The sequence below is a fragment of the Candidatus Firestonebacteria bacterium RIFOXYD2_FULL_39_29 genome, assembly GCA_001778375.1.
Classification (GTDB): Bacteria; Oederibacteriota; D2-FULL-39-29; order D2-FULL-39-29; family D2-FULL-39-29; genus D2-FULL-39-29.
Genome location: MFGV01000041.1, coordinates 1 through 18760, shown reverse-complemented (window position 1 = coordinate 18760; position 18760 = coordinate 1). Strand labels below are relative to the sequence as shown.

Here is an 18760-nt window from a genome sequence, read left to right as displayed (position 1 = left end):
CTTCTGCAATTTCCAGCTTTTCATCATTTTAAACCTTTGTTATTCCTTAATAAACTCCACAGGAATACTCAATTTTTTAACCGCTTTTATGTAATATGGAGATAATATTTTGCCTGATGTATCAGTATTTAGAATTGACTTTAAGCTATATTTTACCTTGATCTTGTCTTTTTCGCTGATTATCCCTTGTAGTATTATATCTTTTGGGCTTTCAGCCTGCTCTCCAAGGAATATAACAACAATAATTTCATTTTTAAAATCAATAAAAGGCTTTGCCATCTCAGAAAAACATTTTGCCCATAACTTTTCAAACGACTTTTCGTCTTTTATTACAATATTTTCCACAACGCTATTCTTGCAATAAAGCCCTTTTTGCTCATAAGCACTTTCAAGAGGCGACAATCTGTCAACAGGCGATGATGAAGCCTTCGCAGTGTATTCAAGTTTTAACTCTTTTTCAAGAGGCTGACTAGTCTGTCTGAGCTGCTCTGCTGCATCTGTTTTTCCAACAGTAAATTCTCCCGCTATCTGTACTTTATTGACCGTAATTTTGTCTTCGGCTTTCTTTTCTTCCGTCTCCGTCTTCCTTTTCTCTTCTCTCTCTGTTTCTGCTGTCCCTGCCGTTATTGCTTTTCTTTCTGTAGTTGCTGTTTGTGCTTTCGGTGCCGCACTCTTTCTCTTTTTTTGCTGTACCTCGGATTTCAAGGTCTTCTCGTTTTTAGCAGCTCCGTTTTCCTGTGATGTCTTTGCAGCTTCTTTTACCCTTAAGATATCAACAACGTTTGTACCGTTGTAAAGCTGAAGACCGAACACACACAAAATCACCGCAGTAATAACGCCAAAGGTTCCTTTCAGAACTTTTGGATTAAACCTCTGCCACCATCTTTTATTTTTTTCTATGCGATTGTTGATCCTTACAATTATATTGGGATGCGCGGTATATCGCGGAAGATTTTTAAGCACCTGAACGGTTTTGTTAAAAGACTCTAGATCTTTTTTGCAAGCAGGACATTTCTTCATATGCATCTCAAGATCTGCCATCTCCTGCTCGGGCAAAAGCTCATCTATATAATCTGAGAATTTTTCTCTTATGTCGGTACAAGTTTTCTTAATCACTAAATTACCCCTTTAAGAGCGTCGTGAAGCTGCAGTCTTGCCCTGTGCAAGCGGCTTTTTACCGTACCTAGATCAATATTTAGTATCTTAGAGATTTCCTCATAAGAAAGCTGTTCAATATCTCTCAAAATTACAGCTTCCTTCATATCGACCGGGAGTCTTTCCAGCTCAGCCTGGATCCTGGTTTCGAACTCCTTTTTTTCCACGAACGCAGCAGGATTTCCTCTGTCATCCTTTACATCCAGGGCTTTTTCAATGATAGACAAAGTTTTTTCATGATTTCTATGCTCTGCGCTCTTTAATTTATTTTTGCAAAGATTCACAGTTATCGTAAATATCCAGGTAGATAATGAACTTTCCTCCCTGAATTTCCTGATATTTTTATGTACTGAGACAAAACACTCCTGTGTGATATCCTGGGCTTCCTGATAGTCGGCTAAATACCTGTAGGCAGTATTATATATTTTGTCTTTGTATTTAAAGACAAGCTGGTTGAAATAGTGCTGTTTACCCGCTTTTAAGCCCTTTAAAAGGTCAGAATCCTGCTCGAAAACCAAGTTAAACTCCAAGTCCTATAGATTTAGACAGATGGGTTTGATAAAAGTTCCATTCCATCTGTTGATGACACAGATAAAAGTAAAAACATCACAATGTATTTAAATGATATCAAAACAAAGCAGTTTTCGCAATAGAATTGATTCCCCTTAAATTATATTGCATTTTAAAATCTATTTATGTATACTATTGAAACCAAGGGGAAGCAATGTTTTAAAACAATAATTACATATATCTGAATAACTCTTCCTCAATATTTTATATCAACAAGGAGGAAAGAAGATGAATGAAAAACACCCTGTTCTAATTAATGCAATAGAAACAAAAATATACAGAATTAGGGATCAAGAAGTGATGTTAGGTCATGACCTGGCAGAATTGTATGCAGTTGAGGGATTCAGGCTAAATGAAACTGTTAAGAGAAATATTACACGTTTTCCTTTTGATTTTATGTTTCAAATAACCCAACTAGAATATGTTGTTTTGCTATCGCAAATTGCGATAGCAAACAGCCTTGCAAAATCAAGGTTTCTACCCTATGCCTTTACAGAGCAAGGTATCTCAATGCTATCTTCTGTTCTTAATAGCGAACGTGCAATTAGAATTAACATTGAAATAATGAGAACTTTTGTTGCTTTCAGGAAAAAGGTTTTCACACAGAGGGAAATACTTGCAAAACTTGAGAGCATCGAAGGTAAAGTCTCACTACATGACAACCAAATCACCACGCAAGGCGAAGTAATGAAGGACCTTGTAGAACAAATTCGAAGAATGATAAAAGCCCCCGCAAAAAAGAATAATAAATACGGTTTTAATAAAGAACGAGGATAATCGTTGTTCAGCTTTTCACAATAGAATTGATATAGAGCCTATTTATACGTGAGTATTCGTTCTTTCCCTTCCAATGCTCTCAAGGCACCGGAAGCCAGGGACGCCAGCTCATTTTCTCCGGCATAAATTTTGACAGGAGCTATAAATTTTACTCTTTCCTTGATGTGATGCACTAAGAGTCGGCTTTTTGCTCCCCCGCCTGTCAGTATTATGGCTTCTAATTTTCCGTTTAATACCGTCGAGGCCGCTCCAATATATTTTGCAATACTATACCCCATCGCTTTGTATATTAATTTTGCTTTTTTATCACCTTTTAAAATACGTTTTTCTATTATCCTGCAATCGCTGGTACCGAGATGGGAAACAAGTCCGCCTTTACCTACCAGAATTTTCGACATTTCTTTTTCACTGTATTTACCGGAATAACATAATTTTACCAGCTGAGCCGTCGGTAAAGACCCGCTTCTTTCCGGAGTAAAAGGCCCCTCCTCTAAAGCATTGTTTACATCTATTACTCTTCCTTTTTTATGAACGCCTACGGATATTCCGCCGCCAATATGAACAACAATTAAATTTATTTTTTCATAGGATTTTCCGATATTCTCCGAAAAACTCTTCGCTATGGATTTCTGGTTTAAAGCATGGAACACGCTTACTTTTTTAAAGAGAGCTGAACCTGTTATTCTGGCTTCCGGAGCCAATTCATCCACTGTCACAGGATCAGAGATAAAAGCTGGTATCTTATGCATTTTAGAAAACTTAAAAGCCAGAATTGCTCCCAAATTGCAGGCATGTTCCCCATGTCTCGCGGTAGAAAGATCCCCAAGCATTGTTTCGTTAATTTTATATACACCGCCTCTTAACGGCTTTAGCAGACCGCCTCGTCCGATAACAGCATCGATTTCTTCCGGGTCAATATTTTCTTTTACAAATTTTATGATCAGCTCAAATCTGTATTCCAGCTGCTGAAGGATAGAAGAGTACTTTTGAAACAGTTCAGTATCATGAGAAAACTCAAAACTTTTATGGTTTTTTTCTCCTTTAAACAAAGCTACCTTTGTCGAAGTTGATCCGGGATTAATTACCAAAATATTAAGATTATTTTTCATATCTTTCCGAGTAGACAGCAGCAAGTAATATTGAGAGAAACTTCGTTTCTGAATCATCCGTCCTGGAGGGCACCACCAGAGGGATATTAGCGCCGACAACCAGACTTGCTGCTTTTGCCCTGGCAAAACATGTCAAAGCTTTATACAAAATATTTCCTGCTTCAATATTCGGCAGCACGAGAATATCCGCATTACCGGCAACAGTGCTTTTAATTCCTTTTGCATTTGCAGAAGCTGCAGAAATAGCATTGTCGAGCGCAAAAGGACCGTCTACAACGGCATTTTTAAACCTTCCCTGCGTTGACATTTGCGCAAGAAGGCTGGCATCTTGTGTGGCCGGCATGGCGGGAAAAATAACTTTTTCAACTGCAGCCAGAACTGCAACCTTAGGGGTTTCAATGCCGATTACATTCGCAACTATTATTGAATTCTCTATTATTGCTATTTTTCTTGTTAAATCCGGACTAATATTTACCCCTGCATCAGTCACAATAACCAGTTTATTGTGAGTTGGGATATCAAAAAGCGCATTGTGAGAAAAAATAGAGTGCCTTTCCAAACCTTTTTCTTTATCCAGTATTGCATGCAGTAATACATCCGTATTGAGAGAACCTTTCATCAATATTTCATATTTATTATTTCTGACAAACTCCACACCTCTACTGACTTCCGTTTCATTTACTATTTCACATTTAAATTTGTATTTTTCCAACAGGGTCTCTATTCTGCTTTTATCGCCGATAAGAACAGCTTTTATAACGCCTGTTTTGCAGGCAACCTGCAACGCCTTTAAAGTAGAATCCTCATAAGGCAGCAAGACAGCAAGTTTTTTAGGCATTAGAAAATCCGACACAACAGGTTTTAATAATTCAAATATTCTAGATCTCATCGCCTCTTCTCACCGCTATCTTTCCGGTTCTCGCAACACTTTTTATTCCAAAAGGGGTCAAAAGTTTTATAAGTCCGGCTATTTTCCCTTTTTCCCCCGTTATCTCAATAGTAATTGTAGTATTCCCGACTCCAACAACACTTGCCTTATAAATTTCAACAATTTGCATAATCTGCGGAACATTATCTTTTTTACTGCTGACTTTTATCAATGCCAGCTCCCTGTCAATAATATCCTCTATTGTTAAATCATCTACAGCTATCACCTCTTTAATGTTGTTTATTTTTTCTTCGGCTAATTTTATCTTTCTTTCCTCATCATATACAACTATCGTCATTCTTGCTATCTTTTCGTTTTCTGTTTCTCCCACGGAAAGACTTTTTATATTTATTTTTTCTTTCGCAAATACTTCCGCAACCCGGAATAAAACCCCGGATCCGTTTCTAACCAGTCCGGAAATCGTATGCTCTCTTTTTTTCATGACTTTTTTCTCCTGTTCAGCCTTTCTTCCGCCATCAAAACAGCCGAAGAATATGTTGTTATGTTCTTCTTTTTTGCCAAAGCAAGCATCCTTTCGACATTTTGATAAATCTTAGACACATCAGCTTTGGCTTTTCGCGCGTTATATTTTCCTTCTATCTCCGCAAAGATATTAATAATTCCTCCGGCATTTATTACAAAATCAGTTATATATATTATCTTTTTCTTATCCAGCATTTCGCCGTGTCTTTCCTCAAAGAGCAATTGATTGTTTGCCGCGCCCGCTATCAACCTGCATTTCAGCCCGGGAATAGTTTTATCATTTAATATGCCTCCAAGAGCACAGGGGGAGAATATATCACATTCGGCATTAAAGATTTCATTTTCTTCCCGAATGATTTTCGCTTTAAATTCCTTCCCTGCCTTTTTGAGCCTGTCTTTTCTGATATCATATACTATTAATTTAGCTCCTTCAGCATGCAAGTGCTTTGCAAGAGAGTACCCGACATTTCCCAAACCCTGAATGGCAACTGTCTTTCCTTTAAGACTATCTTTGCCGTAAACTTCTTTTGCTCCCGCCTTAATACCGCAATATACCCCGTAAGCCGTAAAAGGAGAAGGATCTCCGCTGCTGCCGCAACTTTCCGGTAATCCGGCGACAAATTTTGTCTCTTTTCTTATATTCAGCATATCAGCTACCGAAGTTCCAACATCTTCCGCAGTAATATATTTGCCGTTCAACATATTAATAAATTTTCCAAAAACTCTGAATAAACTTTCACTTTTTGCTTTATGCGGATCTCCAATTATAACCGCTTTCCCGCCGCCCAGCCCTATTCCTGCAGCTGCAGATTTATAGGTCATGCCTTTTGACAACCTTAGTACATCTTCCAACGCCAGGGTCTCGTTTTCATAATTCCACATCCTTGTCCCGCCGAGAGCAGGTCCCAAAACAGTATTATGGACAGCTATAATAGCTTTAAGACCGGATTCCCTATCCTGACAAAATATTATGCTTTCATGACCTCTTTCTTTCATTTCTTTAATTATTTTCACAAAAGCTCCTCCTGCCATTGATTAGAACAACCTTGCAGTATTATACCAGTTTCCGGTTAACACTTAAACAAAAGTCATGATTCTCTAAACCGTCTTATTCTATCTATTGATCGGCTAAATAATAATTTCAGATCCTTATCCCATTGCTTTTCATAACCGACTTGTACCAGTACGCACTGTCTTTCCAGATTCTTTTCTGGGTCGGATAATCCACATAAACACAACCAAACCTCTGCGTATACCCCTGAGCCCATTCAAAGTTATCAAAAAGTGACCAGAGAAAATAACCGTCAACTTTGTAACCATCCTTAATTGCTCTGTGCATCTCAGACATATATTGGTTAAGGAAGTTAATTCTATCAGTGTCATGAATTCTTCCGTCGTGTGTTATAGTGTCGGTATAAGACGCACCATTCTCCGAGATATACAATTTCTTAATATTATAATTATCCCAAATATGCTTGATTCCCCAATACATTGCTTTGGGTGTAACGCCCCAGTTCATAGCAGTAACTGGAGTATCCGGATCAAAAAGTATCTCTTCCCAGCCGGACTTATTTTTGGAATTATATTTCACGTCACAACCGCCGTATACATTAAGCCCGAAAAATTCCAGAGGCGTAGAAATTATTTTCATCTCCTCTTTGTTTATTCCCGGCTCGGCCCCTTTCTTCCACATACAATCAGGATATTCACCTTTGTATATCGGATCCAAAAGCCGGCTGTTTTTATCCAGAAAACATTTCTCAGCAGCCCGCAGATCTTTTTTGTTCTCAGGGTCTCTTGGCATCCTTATCCACATCGCATGAACAAGGCCTATATTTATATCGTTTGTAGAATAAGCCCTCATTGCATTTACAGCAAGACCATGAGCCAGATGAGTATTATGAAGCACCTGGTTATTAATTTTTTCGGAAAGATGAAGGCCGGGAGCGTTCCAGTCGCTGTTGTAACATCCCTCCCAAATATGTTTTATTTCGTTAAAGGTAGTCCAATTTTTAACGCGGTCTCCAAGTCTTTTCACAACCGCAACAGAATATTTCGCGAATGCGTGAGCTGTTTCTTTATTCCTGAATCCGCCTTTTTGTTCCTGCACATTAGGCATATCCCAGTGATAAAGGTTCACGAACGGCTTTATGCCGTATTTTAAAAGCTCATCAATATACCTGTCATAGAAATCCAACCCCTTTTCGTTAACTTTTCCGGTTCCTCCGGGGACTATCCTTGACCAGGAAGTTGAAAGCCTGTAAACCTTGAAGCCTAAATCAGCCATTATCTTAATATCCGATTTATAACGATGGTAATGGTCTATCGCTATTTTTGCATCAGACCCGCCCTTTACAATACCCGGTTTTTTTGAGAAGACATCCCAGATTGACTCGCTTTTCCCATCCTCTTTCCATGCCCCCTCTGCCTGAAAGGAAGAACACGCCGCGCCCCAGAGAAAACCTTTCGGAAATTTCAATACTTTTGCGCCCTTTTTCATTAACTTACCGCTTCTATTTACCGTTCCAGGTTGAAATTCCATATGACGCCTCCAGGTAAGACAAAAGTATTCGTGTAATATATCAAATTATATCACGTTGAATATACTCTCTCAATATGATAAATATAGTATATGGAAAAACTGATTAGACTTACGAAGCAAGAGCTTTGTTCAAAATGCGATATATGCTGCCGCTTTCCGGAAGAAAAACCGAATCTAAAACCTACCGGGTTTGATCTAAAAAAGCACAAAGAAATGTTTATCTGCGAGGCATTTGATCTAAAGACGGGAAAATGCCTGAAATATTCCAAGCGTCCTTTAGACTGCAGGATATACCCTTTTGCAACGGCAAAAAGCATAGACAAAGAAAACATCATGCTCGTTCTGGACGAGCTCTGTCCCGCGGCTAAAGAGTTCAATAAAAACAAATTAATACTAAACACAAAAATAAAAGCAGAGAACCCTATTGAATGGGAAGAGACTTTTATACCTCTTAAATTCCTTGTGAAAACCGGAGCGGCTACTGATATTTTAAACCCAATAATGGTATCAGATTTGTTATTCTTCAAATCTTTTTTACCGAAAGATTCAAACTTGTCTGCTTTTTCTTTTGCTTATCATTTTTCCTGGGAGGATTTCCTTAAATTCTCCTGGAAAATAATAGACGGTTCGCTTTGCGTCTTCGCAAGAGACACGGATAATACGTTCATGCCTGTCCCTCCTCTTTCTGCAAAAAACGTCAAGCCGGCGGTATTTGAAAGATGCTTTGAGCTGATGGATATTCAGAATAAAGGCAGGACTGAGTCAAGGATAGAGAATATCCCCAAAGACACAGCTGAAGAGCTGGAGAAAGAGGGTTTCAGGATAACCAAAAAAGACGAAGAGTATATTTACAAGCGGAAAGACCTGGAAATGCTTTGCGGGGATAAATATAAACATATCAGATGGCTTATAAATACTTTTAAAAAAGAAAATGACTACACCTTTGTTAATTACTCCGCAAAACATCTGAACGGCTGCGCCGATCTTTTATTCAAATGGCTCGAAGAGAAAAAGAAAAAGTCCGCAACAGATAATGAACAATTCTTACTGAAGAATATAGACAAAGCCCACAAGCGGGCTCTTTTAGGACATGAAAGCCTGGGTTTGGAAGGCAGGGTGCTTCTCGTAAAAAACAAAGTTGCCGCCTACACCTTCGGCACGCCTCTCGGCAAAGAGACCTTCTGTGTGATGTTCGAAGTTGCCGACCACGATATAAAAGGCGCAAGCCAGTATATTTTCATGAAGATGGCGGGAGAGTTCTCAAAATATAAATATTTCAACACAATGGGCGACGAAGGAATAGAGACGCTTAGGGCGAATAAGATGCATTATCATCCAATCAAAACTATTCCCGAGTTTATGGCATATAATCGGGAATAGTTTATAAGGTTCATAAAGTTTTTAAAGTTTGTAAGGTCTAAAATCTTTGAAGGATATTTATTTTAGGGAGAAGTCGAAAAGCGAGTTCTTGTCATCCCGTGCTAAGACACGGGATCCAGCGTCTTTGTTTTAAAAATCAAGCTACTGGATTTCAAATGACGTTAAAAATGACAAAAGAAGAATTACTTGTTTTCTACCCGGGGTACAGTCCTCCGCCATTCTGTGTCGAGATCTAACGACAAAAAAAGGACAGTCCCCCTACTTTTACTTTATGCTTTTCCCAGCACCTAGAGCCCAGAGCCTAGAACCCTCTTTATCAAATATCTATTTGATAAAGTCTATACTTCTTATACAAAAACCCGCCGATATCGGTGTCAAATTTATTTACCATATCATTATCTTCAAGGTTCCAGCTCATCTCACACCATTCATATCTTCCGTTGGCCCGTACAGCAGTCTCGTAAAATATTTCTGCAATAAGCCCGGTCTTTCTGTACTCTTTCAAACAACCGCCGATAAGGGCACGGCAGCCTTTGATTTTAGGTTTATACCATAAGAATTTCATAAGTCCCCAGATACCCATACCCATTATTCCGTCAGCGCCTTTGAGATGCGCTAATACTTCATTGAGGTTAGGTAAAGTTATCGCGATACCGGCAGGCTTATTCCCGTCTTTAGTCTCGGCAATAATAACAATTTCCGGATCCATAAACTGCAGCATGCCTTCCGCCGCGCAATCCATTTCGGCTTCGGTCATCGGCACAAAGCCCCAGTTCTTCTCCCACGCCTGATTATAAACATCTTTTATTATCTGTACGTCTCTTTCCTTATTTTTAATATCAAAAGGTCTAAGGTTAAACTGCGAAGTCTTCTTCACCCTTTCCATCATCTTTTCAATTCTTTCGGGAACTCCGGTATATTTGCTTTTCATAAGAGCATAGAGATCTTTTACTTTTTTCATGCCGTAGTTTTCCGAGAGTTTAAGGTAATATTTAAAATTATAAGGCATCATGATAACAGGCTCAAACTTAAAACCTTCAAGGAGAAATCCGTATTCATCATTGGAGGAAGGCGACGCGGGACCGCGCATATAGGAAGCACCCTGTTCTTTAAGCCAGGCCTTCGCCGCATCAAAAAGTGCGTTGGCTGTTTCCTGATCATTTATGCATTCAAAATATCCGAAAAATCCGGCTTTTTCTTCATGCACTTTATTGTGCATATCATCAGTGATAGCCGCAATTCGTCCCGCCAGTTTATTGTCTTTATATGCAAGGAAGAGTTTTCTCTTGGCATGCTGCCAGAAAGGATAGATATTGACATCAAGCATCTTCCTGTACTCGCTCTTTAAATTGGGAATCCAGTAAGGATTGTCCTTGTAGAGTTCAAACGGAAAATCTATAAAATCCTTTACTTCCGACGCGCTATTCGCCTCTTTTATTAAGATCGCCATAATTTACTCCTCCTCAAAAAAGATTCCACTTCCGCCAATTATGTTGGGCGGATCTTTCGATGAGATTACAACACTTCCTGTTTTTACTCAAACAGTTCCTTTATTAGAACCTGTTTTTCCCGTTCCATATGAACTGCCAAATCTGTCAGGATACTATTTAAGGTCCCTATTTTAAGATAATTGTGATTTGGAATGGTTATACTGTGTTCACCTTTTTGAGTTGTTGTTAACCTGATGTGACTTCCGGTCTGGTGAGTTATTTCGTATCCGTACTTTTTCCTCAAGAGCTTAATGAGTTCGCCGGCACCTAAATCCCGTGGAATTTTCACGCCGTCAAAACCTCATCCTTTACCATATGCAACCGTATAATGCTCGGTATTTCTTTTGCATCAAAATGACATCTTACGGCATCTTTAACAGACTCTCTTAACTCAACCATAGTCTCAGCTTGTGTAAAAATAGAGAAACCGAGAGCTCTTGCCTCGTATCCGCCTTCTTGAGAATCCTCTACTATGAAAATGATTTCTTTACCCATCTGTATCTCCTTGCTGCTGTTCACTATCTTTACTGGTATTATAACAAATAGGAATATCCTTGTCAAACAGTGCTAATTTTGAATTTTGAAACCGGTTGCTGGTTTCGGATTTCACATTTAATGTGATATATTTAAATTGAAATATTTATCTTCTATCTGTATAATCTCTCCTAGTACTTTATACTTAAACTTAACAGGAGAAAGACATGCAAAACAAACAGGAATGGACCACAAACGAATTCGGACATATCTATAAAGGAAAGGCGCTCTGGAAGGGGAAAACACCTTTTCAATCAATGCAGTTGTTTAAGAACAAGACTTTTGGAACTTTATTATTTTTGGATGGAAAGATACAAATCTCAGAAAGAGACGAAAACCGTTACCACCAATATCTTGTTTCTGCGCCGGTTCTTGCTCATAAAAACGCGAAATCTATATGTATAGTAGGCGGCGGAGACTGCTTTGCCCTGGAAGAAGCCATTAAATTTAAAGGACTTGAAAGAATCCTGATGGTTGAAATTGATAAAGGAGTCGTTGATTTCTGCATTAAATACTATCCTGTTATACAAAAAGTTGTAAAAGATAAAAGAATAGAGATAGTATATCAGGATGCCAGAGCTTACCTCGAAAATACCAAAGAAAAATTTGATGTGATGATAATAGATTTAACCGAACCGCACGGACCCTCAAAGATGCTTTATACAAAAGAATTCTACAATATATGTGTGAACAGAATGAACAAGGGAGGAATACTGTCCATTCATACGGATAATTTCGTCCTCTTCCCTGAGTCCTTCGCTACTATATATAAGACGGTAAACAGTGTTTTCCCCCATATCTTTACCGCGCGTATTGATATGCCTTGTTTTGCCATGGGCTGGACCTATAGAATGGCCTCAAAAGAACCGCTCTCTCATGCAAGAATAATTAAGAACCTCAAAGCTTTAAAAAAGAGAGGACACGTGCTGGAACAATTCACACCTTCAAGTTATCTGCTGGAACCGACACCGGAAGAATCAAAGATAGTCAAGAAATTCGGCAAGGTTTCCACGGATAAAAAACCTTTTGATAAGTTCGAAAACCTCCAAAAATACGTCCTCGACAGGTGAAAAAGATTCCACCGATTACAAAGCTTTTGGATTCCATTGATTACTTCATCTCCATTTTTAAAAACGAGCGGATTCAACTTGCTATAATTGCTGTTTTTGCGGTTATTGTTCTTTTTGCAAAACTTGGAGCGGGCGGGCTGGCATCTCTCGACGACTGTTACTACGCACAGCAGGCAAAAGAGATACTTCAAACCGGGGATTGGCTTACGATGCACTATCAGGGTAAGCCTCTGCATGAAAATGATCCGGTCTGTCTCTGGTCTATGGCTTTTATGTTTAAGACATTCGGAATTTCGGAATTTTCCGCCAGATTTCACTCTGCCTTCTTCGGGGTTTTAACAATAATACTTATCTATTTTCTTGGACGCCTGCTTTATAACCACCGGGTCGGTATTTTTTCTTCCGTAATTTTACTTACCACCCAGATATTTACAAAATACGCAAGGCATGCAATGCTGGATGTCACTCTTACATTTTTTGTAATTCTCTCCCTCTTTTTCTTTGTCAAAGCTGTAAAAGAAGAGGGAAAAACAACTGACAATAAAAACGCTCTTTACTTTCTGCTTTTCGGCGTTTCAACGGGTATTGCAATACTAACCAAGAATTTACTTGGAGTTTTTCCTCTGCTTACTGCAGCTTTTCATACTCTCTTTAATAAGGGTTTTACCAGGCGTTTTTCCTTTAATCTTACTTTTGCGGCAGTAATTGCTCTTGCCCTTCCTTCTATCTGGTATTTTTACAGTTATAAAACAAGCGGATTAGAGTTTTTCAGGGTTCATTTTGGCTATATTATTTTTGACCGCTCGCTCAAGGAAAATGCGGGAAAGCAGGACTTTTGGAGTTATACTTCTTACGCCGCCGCTATTTTCAAATTTTATCAACCCTGGATTTTTCTCGCCCTGGCAGGTTTTATTCTTATGATTACAAAATGGATAAAAGAAAAAGACAAGGGCTCAATTATACTGATAATTCACGTAACTCTAACTCTAATAATTCTTTCACTTTCAAACGCAAGAAAAATTTGGTATATTATGCCCGTCTTCCCCGCTTTTGCTGTAATGGCTTCTTTATTTACAAATAATTATATTCTTAAAAGTGAAAAAGCAAGATCTATAGCACTTGTTTCTTTATTTGGAGCAGGAGCTATTCTTTCCGGCATAATACTTTTCACTCCGGTAAGATTGGACTGGAATAGAAACGCGGATATAAAAGCAATTGCTCCCTTTGTTAAAGAGATCGTACCGGAAGGCCAGAGAATCCTGACGTATCAAACAGAAGAATACTTTGCTGTTCAGCTCCCTTTGATATTCTATTCTGACAGATCCGCAAACTACCCGATAACGGAAAAAGAAGAGATGCTAAAGCTGGTTAAAGCCAAAGAACAGATCTACGGCCTGACCTACATGGAGAGCTTCAGCAAACTCGGCAAGCCGGCTGAGATAATAGTACGATACGGAGAGCTGGTTTTCTTCACAAATAAACCGATAAAAAATAAAAAACTTCCTCTCTATGAAAACCTGATTTCTTATGAGATAAGAAGGTAAAAAAAACCAGTCTATGAACCTCTCGAGCTTACGCACAGAGTTTCGACGATAGGAGATTTTTAATTATTCATGCCAAATTCATTCCACGAGCTCATCCGCCTAAAAGATTGGCGGACAGGCTGCTCGGGATTTTCTTTGGCATAACGTCATAAAAGTCCATAACGTCTTTAAATGTCCATAAAAGTAAAATCATTGAAATATATAAAAGAAAACCACTTTCAGGCTTTTACATTTATAGACGTTATAGACTTTTAAAGACTTTTACGGACGAGTTTTGATGTGTGCAACGTGAGTAACGTCTTTTTATGACTTCTTGCAAACCGATTCATACGGACAGAAGTAGCACGTATTCGATATTTTTTTCGGAAAATCTCCATTCAATATTGATTGGACTGCTTTCTCTGCGGTATGAAACGCTGACTCGTAAAGTTCGCTCACTTTATCCTTCTTAACAAACCTGACTTTACCTTCTTTTAAATCATAAACGCATAGTCCGCCCGGTAAACGGGAACCTTCCAATGCTACCATTCTTGCATATAATGGAAGTTGTATACTCTCACCTTTGACTGTTTTGTCAAAATACGTTTTAGCACCGCTGCCGGACTTATAATCTATGATTATAAATTCCTTATCATTGCAGTCCACCCGGTCTATCCTTCCTTTTACCGTAGCTTCTATATTTTCAAGCTTAAAGCGTCCCTTTTTTTCTACAGAGTAAACAACCGGATACTCCTCTAATATTATCTGTTCCTGTTTTAAAATCCGCTTTAAAAGAGTATCTACACGTTTTCTGATATGTTCCTTCCAGAATTCATGCAAAGCCGTTATTTTTAATTCCGTTTCAACGGAAGAAGTAATTTTTTCTTTAAGCAGGGCATGATTCTTAATTCCTGTAACAAAAGCACCCTCCATAACATTGTGAAGAACTGTTCCTATCTTTGCGCTCTCTATCTCAAATTTCGGTTCCAAAAGGATCTCTAGTCCCAGAATTTTTTCCAGATAGAAGATAAACGGACAATCCAAATACCGATCAATCGCCGTAACACTAATCTCCATATTTCCGGAAAAAACTGTCCGAATGTATTTTTCCGTCTTTATTTTGTCCGTCAATTCCGCCGGCTCAAAGAAAAAGCCGCTAATCCCTTCTTTTCTCCCCTCTTCAATTTGAAGCTCTTCATTAGTCACCGGCAACACCCCGATTATTTCAGCAGGAGCCTTAATTGCTTCCGGAAGAAAATTAGAAGCAATAACAAGTTTATCATCTTTCTGAACGGGATAGGAGAGATAGAGACCTGTTCTTGGAGATTGTATAAGCCTGTAAAAATGAAGGCGTTGAAGCTCTATTCTTCTTAAAAAATGCACAAGCCCCAGCTCTTTTCTTGTTTTATCGGGGATGATCATTTCCTGCTTTGGTTTTAACGGAAACTCTCCGTCAGAAAGACCTCCAAAGAATAAATGCTCCGAAAAAAGTCCGCGTGTATCAAGAACTCCAAGGACTCTGACAGCGTCAGGATCTGCATTTTCTTCTTTATGATACGCTTTTGAGAGTATATTCAAAAACAACTGCGCATTTTCCTCCGGCTTATTCTTCTTTCCTTTAAATACTTTAAGCATTTTTTCCATACCGTTCAGAAGTTCATCAAAACCTTCTTTTATCTCTTTTTCCTCAATGAAATACTCAAATAGAACAAGCGCCTTTTTCATTTCTTTCGTAAATTCGAGCAAATTTAGAGGCTTATTAAGCACTGAAAGAGAAAGAAATACTTTTTCTATATCCCGCGCTAATGTGTTTATATTTTTCTCGTTTTTTTCAAAGTAATCAGGTTCTTCATTTTTTAGCCTTTCCGCCAGTTCTTTCCATTGAGCAATCCCTCCGGTAATTCCCGCTTTTCTTGAAGCATGAGATATCATTTCTCCGGAGACACGACTAAAGCCATGTAAACGCGGAGAGTTCATCAGATCAACCATCATTCTTCTGGGAAGTTCTTCTAATACACATTTTAACAGTAAAGAGACCGGTATAAGCTGGGGCAACGAAAGATACGGTCTGTCCACAGAGGTGGAAAACGGAATTTTATATTTTGGAAATATCCTCTCGACATAGTGAATATAAGTAAACATCGAAGGAAAAGTCACCAGAATATCACGGTATTCACTTTTGTTTTTTTTCAGCTCAAGAATACGGCGGGCAATACCGTTTACTTCCGCTTCCATAGAAAGAGCTTTGTTTACTTTTTGACCTGATAAATTACGCAGTTCACTCCCTCTTTTAATTTTGATCACGGCAGTTTCACCAAGGGTTTTCGCAAACTCAAGAAAATCGCTCTTTACTCCTCTTATTTCTTCAATATCTTCTTCCTGATAATGAAGTAAAATTGTTTGCTCACTGCTTTTAATAAGCGAAGAAAAGAATTCTTTTTGCTTTATTGTGACATCAAAAAAACCGTCCAGAACCAGTATATCATATCCTGTTTTATTTTTTCCGAGAAACTCACCCGCCAGAGACAACCTGTCGACATCATCCGTAAACCCGAGTTTTTTTATCGTTTTCTGATATTTTTCCAGTATATCAACGGCGAAAACAGCCCTTTCGACTACTCTGTCGTAAGTATTAAGCAGCGTTCGGAGTTTCATTTTTAACTCCGCAGTGTTTGCGCCAAAACCGTAATTTTTCAGATCCGTGATCAGCTCTACAAGCACATTCACTGTTCCGGGGGATTTATTAAAAAGAGAAGCATGTTTTTCGTCAGAGGAAAGTATCTCAGTCACAAGGATAAGCTTTAATTTATCATCAACATATCTTCCCGTGCTTATACCGGCCAGGACTTTATTAACGAATCTGTCAAGAGAGTAAAAACCCCAGGTTTTACATTCCGCGGTAAAACTGCTCTTTACTTCCTCGGCTTTCCTGCCGGAAGGCGAGATATACAGAATACTTTTACCGGGCTCTTCGATTTTGAGTCTTTTTAGAACTTCCTCAGAAGGAGTCTTACCTTTATGCAGCGAAAAAGGACAAACATATATTTTTATCATACTATTTTTTAAAAGCAATTTTTCCCTCAACTATCACCGTGTAAACATTGAATTTTCCGTCAACAATTGCAATATCGGCATCTTTGCCCGTGCTTATCCGGCCTTTATTCTTTTTTCCAAGAACCTTCGCAGGTACGGTACTCAGCATACTCACTATTTCTTCAAAAGCAGCACCTGTATAATCCATCATTCTTTTTGCCGCCAGATTGAGAGGAAGCGCGGTTCCCACCAGAGTACCATTGTAATAGTAGCAGGTTCCCTTGATGTTTTTATATTTTATACCGTGATAGATGTATTCACCATCGCCCAGACCGAGGGAAGAGAGTCCGTCGGTAATAAGACATATCCTGTCCGCACCGAATATTTTGTAAATCAGTCTAAGCACCGAAGGATGAAGATGTATGCCGTCAGCTATAACCTGCACTGTTACATTTTTATCCTCAGCAATAGCCCCTAGCACACCCGGCGCCCTGTGATGCAAGGACGGCATTGCATTAAAAAGGTGCGTGGCATGACTAATTCCTGCCTTGATTCCGGCTTTTGCTTCTTCATACGAAGCCATAGTATGCCCGGCAGAAGCCACAACCCCTGATTTTTTAAGCCTTTTTATAAGAGAAAGAGCCCCTCTTAACTCAGGAGCAATAGTCATCATTTTTAGCGTGCCTTCCGAAGCCTCTTCAATTATTTCCATTATTTTATTAGAAGGGCGCATAATTCCGTCAGATCGAATCATACCTTTCTTTTTGATATTAATAAACGGCCCCTCAAGATGAGTCCCCAGCATTTCCGCACCTTCATTATTAGAATATTTCAAAAAATCCGCGATTGCCCTCAAATGTTCTTGTTTTGTATCCGGAGTCAATGCTGTAGTGGCAAGATAAGATGTTGTACCTGAAGAAGCAAGTGCTTTCGATATTTTTTTAAAAGCAAGCAGTGTCCCGTCAAATATATCAACCCCTCCAGCACCTTGAACATGGACATCAATAAATCCCGGAACAGCAATCTTCCCCCGGCAGTCAAGGACAGGAATTCCTTTTGCCTTTATTTTTCCGGAAATACACTTAATCCTGCCATCTTTAACCAGAATATCTTTTTTTCCCGGTATTATTTCAGGCGCAAAAACATAACAGTTCTTAAGTAAAATATCTCTCATTTGTTTTTTCTCCCGGCAAATACAACAATCGCAAGTTCAAAGGATTTCATTTCAATTTCTCTAATTCCGCTTTAATTAATCTGTGAACGGGGTTGATCTTTAAACCCTCCATCCAGATTTCCTTTGCTTTAATCTTATTTCCGCTTTCTTTATAGTAACAGCCCAGCCGGTATAAGAACCAGGTGTTCATATGCTTCAGTTTTATTGCTTTTTTCAGACATTCTATTGCTTTTTTTACATCACCCTTCTTGTACCGGCAAAGACCCAGGGCATAATAATTATTGCCGTTTGCTTCCAGCTCCACCGCCTTCTCTGCCATTTGCAGAGATTCATCCAGTTTTATTCCCGCCTCGCAATTTATCTCCGCCAAAAACGAATAATTACTGCTCTCTTCTTTGTTTTTCTCTATCTCCTGCTTGAGATATTTCTCCGCAGCCTCAGCTATTTCCTTAATATCCGCTTCCTTATTTGTCTCTTTGCAGATCAATATCTTGTTCAGATATGGATATGAGCTTTTTTTTATTTTAAGAGTTTTATCAAATTGTTTTACTGCCAGATCAAACTCTCCCCTTATGTAATAAAGTTCACCTTTACCATTCTCCGAAAAAGAGGAGGGTCCCTTAGAAATTGCCTTATCGAAATCCGCTATTGCAAAATCATATTTTCCTTTTATCAAATACGCATTACCACGGTTGCCATAAGAATACTCATCATCATCTCCCAATTCTATCGCTTTATTACAATTTTCAATTGCCAGATCATAATCACCCATTTTTGAATTTATATACGCAAGCTGACCATAGGCATCCGGATCTTTTGGGTTTAGCTCTATCATTTTATTAGTATCCGCTATTGCTTTTGCATATTCTCCATGATGGGCATATTCACTTCCCCTAGAGTTAATGTCAAATGTTGTGTTTGAGAAGTAGCGAGCATCCTTGGTTACAAAACCTCCTTTCTTGAAAAATCTGAACTTTTACCTCTAAAATTCT

General features: G+C 38.7%; 17 protein-coding genes. 4 read left to right on the top strand and 13 right to left on the bottom strand.

Annotation, left to right across the window (positions count from 1 at the left end):
* Nucleotides 1-39 precede the first annotated feature (39 nt).
* The gene (locus tag A2536_09945) at nt 40-1116 is read right to left on the bottom strand and encodes a hypothetical protein (GenBank protein ID OGF46609.1); all 1077 of its coding nucleotides are present in this window, start codon (nt 1114-1116) and stop codon (nt 40-42) included.
* A complete protein-coding gene (locus tag A2536_09940; GenBank protein ID OGF46608.1) occupies nt 1116-1685 on the bottom strand; it encodes a hypothetical protein in 570 nt (189 codons plus the stop codon). The genes A2536_09945 and A2536_09940 overlap by 1 nt, the downstream gene beginning before the upstream one ends.
* A 268-nt stretch (nt 1686-1953) precedes the next feature.
* On the opposite strand from A2536_09940, the gene A2536_09935 reads away from it, so the two are divergent.
* Nucleotides 1954-2502, top strand: coding sequence for a hypothetical protein (locus tag A2536_09935; GenBank protein OGF46607.1), 549 nt, complete (start codon nt 1954-1956; stop codon nt 2500-2502).
* Nucleotides 2503-2540: 38 nt separating this feature from the next.
* On the opposite strand, the gene A2536_09930 is transcribed toward A2536_09935, so the two are convergent.
* The 5 genes from A2536_09930 to A2536_09910 all read right to left on the bottom strand — a co-directional run bounded on the left by A2536_09930 (nt 2541) and on the right by A2536_09910 (nt 7522).
* A complete protein-coding gene (locus A2536_09930; protein ID OGF46606.1) occupies nt 2541-3611 on the bottom strand; it encodes a butyrate kinase in 1071 nt (356 codons plus the stop codon).
* Nucleotides 3601-4500 carry a hypothetical protein gene (locus A2536_09925; protein ID OGF46605.1) on the bottom strand — a complete coding sequence of 300 codons (900 nt, stop codon included), beginning with the start codon at nt 4498-4500 and terminating at the stop codon, nt 3601-3603. The genes A2536_09930 and A2536_09925 overlap by 11 nt, the downstream gene beginning before the upstream one ends.
* Entirely contained in the window at nt 4490-4981 is a 492-nt protein-coding gene (locus tag A2536_09920; GenBank protein OGF46604.1) for an acetolactate synthase small subunit, read from the bottom strand. Before A2536_09920 ends, A2536_09925 begins: the two co-directional genes overlap by 11 nt.
* On the bottom strand, nt 4978-6036 hold the full coding sequence (locus A2536_09915) for a leucine dehydrogenase (GenBank protein OGF46603.1): 1059 nt from the start codon (nt 6034-6036) through the stop codon (nt 4978-4980). Before A2536_09915 ends, A2536_09920 begins: the two co-directional genes overlap by 4 nt.
* Before the next feature lie 127 nt (nt 6037-6163).
* Nucleotides 6164-7522 (bottom strand): beta-glucosidase, encoded by a 1359-nt coding sequence (locus A2536_09910; protein OGF46637.1) that lies wholly within the window; start codon nt 7520-7522, stop codon nt 6164-6166.
* Between the two features lie 132 nt (nt 7523-7654).
* Here A2536_09910 and A2536_09905 point away from each other — a divergent pair, with 132 nt between their 5' ends.
* Nucleotides 7655-8944, top strand: a complete 1290-nt coding sequence (locus tag A2536_09905) for a hypothetical protein (GenBank protein ID OGF46602.1) — start codon at nt 7655-7657, stop codon at nt 8942-8944.
* Between the two features lie 316 nt (nt 8945-9260).
* On the opposite strand, the gene A2536_09900 is transcribed toward A2536_09905, so the two are convergent.
* The 3 genes from A2536_09900 to A2536_09890 all read right to left on the bottom strand — a co-directional run bounded on the left by A2536_09900 (nt 9261) and on the right by A2536_09890 (nt 10929).
* The gene (locus A2536_09900) at nt 9261-10394 is read right to left on the bottom strand and encodes a hypothetical protein (protein ID OGF46601.1); all 1134 of its coding nucleotides are present in this window, start codon (nt 10392-10394) and stop codon (nt 9261-9263) included.
* Nucleotides 10395-10477: 83 nt separating this feature from the next.
* The gene (locus tag A2536_09895; protein ID OGF46600.1) at nt 10478-10723 is read right to left on the bottom strand and encodes a hypothetical protein; all 246 of its coding nucleotides are present in this window, start codon (nt 10721-10723) and stop codon (nt 10478-10480) included.
* Nucleotides 10720-10929 (bottom strand): 2-oxoisovalerate dehydrogenase, encoded by a 210-nt coding sequence (locus tag A2536_09890; protein OGF46599.1) that lies wholly within the window; start codon nt 10927-10929, stop codon nt 10720-10722. The genes A2536_09895 and A2536_09890 overlap by 4 nt, the downstream gene beginning before the upstream one ends.
* Before the next feature lie 206 nt (nt 10930-11135).
* Here A2536_09890 and A2536_09885 point away from each other — a divergent pair, with 206 nt between their 5' ends.
* Entirely contained in the window at nt 11136-12038 is a 903-nt protein-coding gene (locus tag A2536_09885) for a hypothetical protein (GenBank protein ID OGF46598.1), read from the top strand.
* Nucleotides 12035-13582: a hypothetical protein gene (locus tag A2536_09880; GenBank protein OGF46597.1), complete on the top strand. Its 1548-nt coding sequence runs from the start codon at nt 12035-12037 to the stop codon at nt 13580-13582. The genes A2536_09885 and A2536_09880 overlap by 4 nt, the downstream gene beginning before the upstream one ends.
* A 303-nt stretch (nt 13583-13885) precedes the next feature.
* Here the strand turns inward: A2536_09880 and A2536_09875 are convergent, their stop codons facing one another.
* Genes A2536_09875 through A2536_09865 form a run of 3 tightly spaced genes read right to left on the bottom strand, consistent with a single transcriptional unit; the run spans nt 13886 to nt 18603 of the window.
* Nucleotides 13886-16633: a hypothetical protein gene (locus A2536_09875; protein ID OGF46596.1), complete on the bottom strand. Its 2748-nt coding sequence runs from the start codon at nt 16631-16633 to the stop codon at nt 13886-13888.
* Complete coding sequence (locus tag A2536_09870; protein ID OGF46595.1) at nt 16617-17768, bottom strand: N-acetylglucosamine-6-phosphate deacetylase; 1152 nt, start codon at nt 17766-17768, stop codon at nt 16617-16619. Before A2536_09870 ends, A2536_09875 begins: the two co-directional genes overlap by 17 nt.
* 46 nt (nt 17769-17814) lie before the next feature.
* Entirely contained in the window at nt 17815-18603 is a 789-nt protein-coding gene (locus A2536_09865; GenBank protein ID OGF46594.1) for a hypothetical protein, read from the bottom strand.
* Nucleotides 18604-18760: the final 157 nt, after the last annotated feature.

Coding starts and splice junctions, on each gene's coding strand:
- A2536_09935 (OGF46607.1), top strand. CDS start 1,954: ATGAATGAAAAACACCCTGTTCTAATTAATGCAATAGAAACAAAAATA.
- A2536_09930 (OGF46606.1), bottom strand. CDS start 3,611: ATGAAAAATAATCTTAATATTTTGGTAATTAATCCCGGATCAACTTCG.
- A2536_09925 (OGF46605.1), bottom strand. CDS start 4,500: ATGAGATCTAGAATATTTGAATTATTAAAACCTGTTGTGTCGGATTTT.
- A2536_09920 (OGF46604.1), bottom strand. CDS start 4,981: ATGAAAAAAAGAGAGCATACGATTTCCGGACTGGTTAGAAACGGATCC.
- A2536_09910 (OGF46637.1), bottom strand. CDS start 7,522: ATGAAAAAGGGCGCAAAAGTATTGAAATTTCCGAAAGGTTTTCTCTGG.
- A2536_09905 (OGF46602.1), top strand. CDS start 7,655: ATGGAAAAACTGATTAGACTTACGAAGCAAGAGCTTTGTTCAAAATGC.
- A2536_09900 (OGF46601.1), bottom strand. CDS start 10,394: ATGGCGATCTTAATAAAAGAGGCGAATAGCGCGTCGGAAGTAAAGGAT.
- A2536_09890 (OGF46599.1), bottom strand. CDS start 10,929: ATGGGTAAAGAAATCATTTTCATAGTAGAGGATTCTCAAGAAGGCGGA.
- A2536_09885 (OGF46598.1), top strand. CDS start 11,136: ATGCAAAACAAACAGGAATGGACCACAAACGAATTCGGACATATCTAT.
- A2536_09870 (OGF46595.1), bottom strand. CDS start 17,768: ATGAGAGATATTTTACTTAAGAACTGTTATGTTTTTGCGCCTGAAATA.
- A2536_09865 (OGF46594.1), bottom strand. CDS start 18,603: ATGATAGAGCTAAACCCAAAAGATCCGGATGCCTATGGTCAGCTTGCG.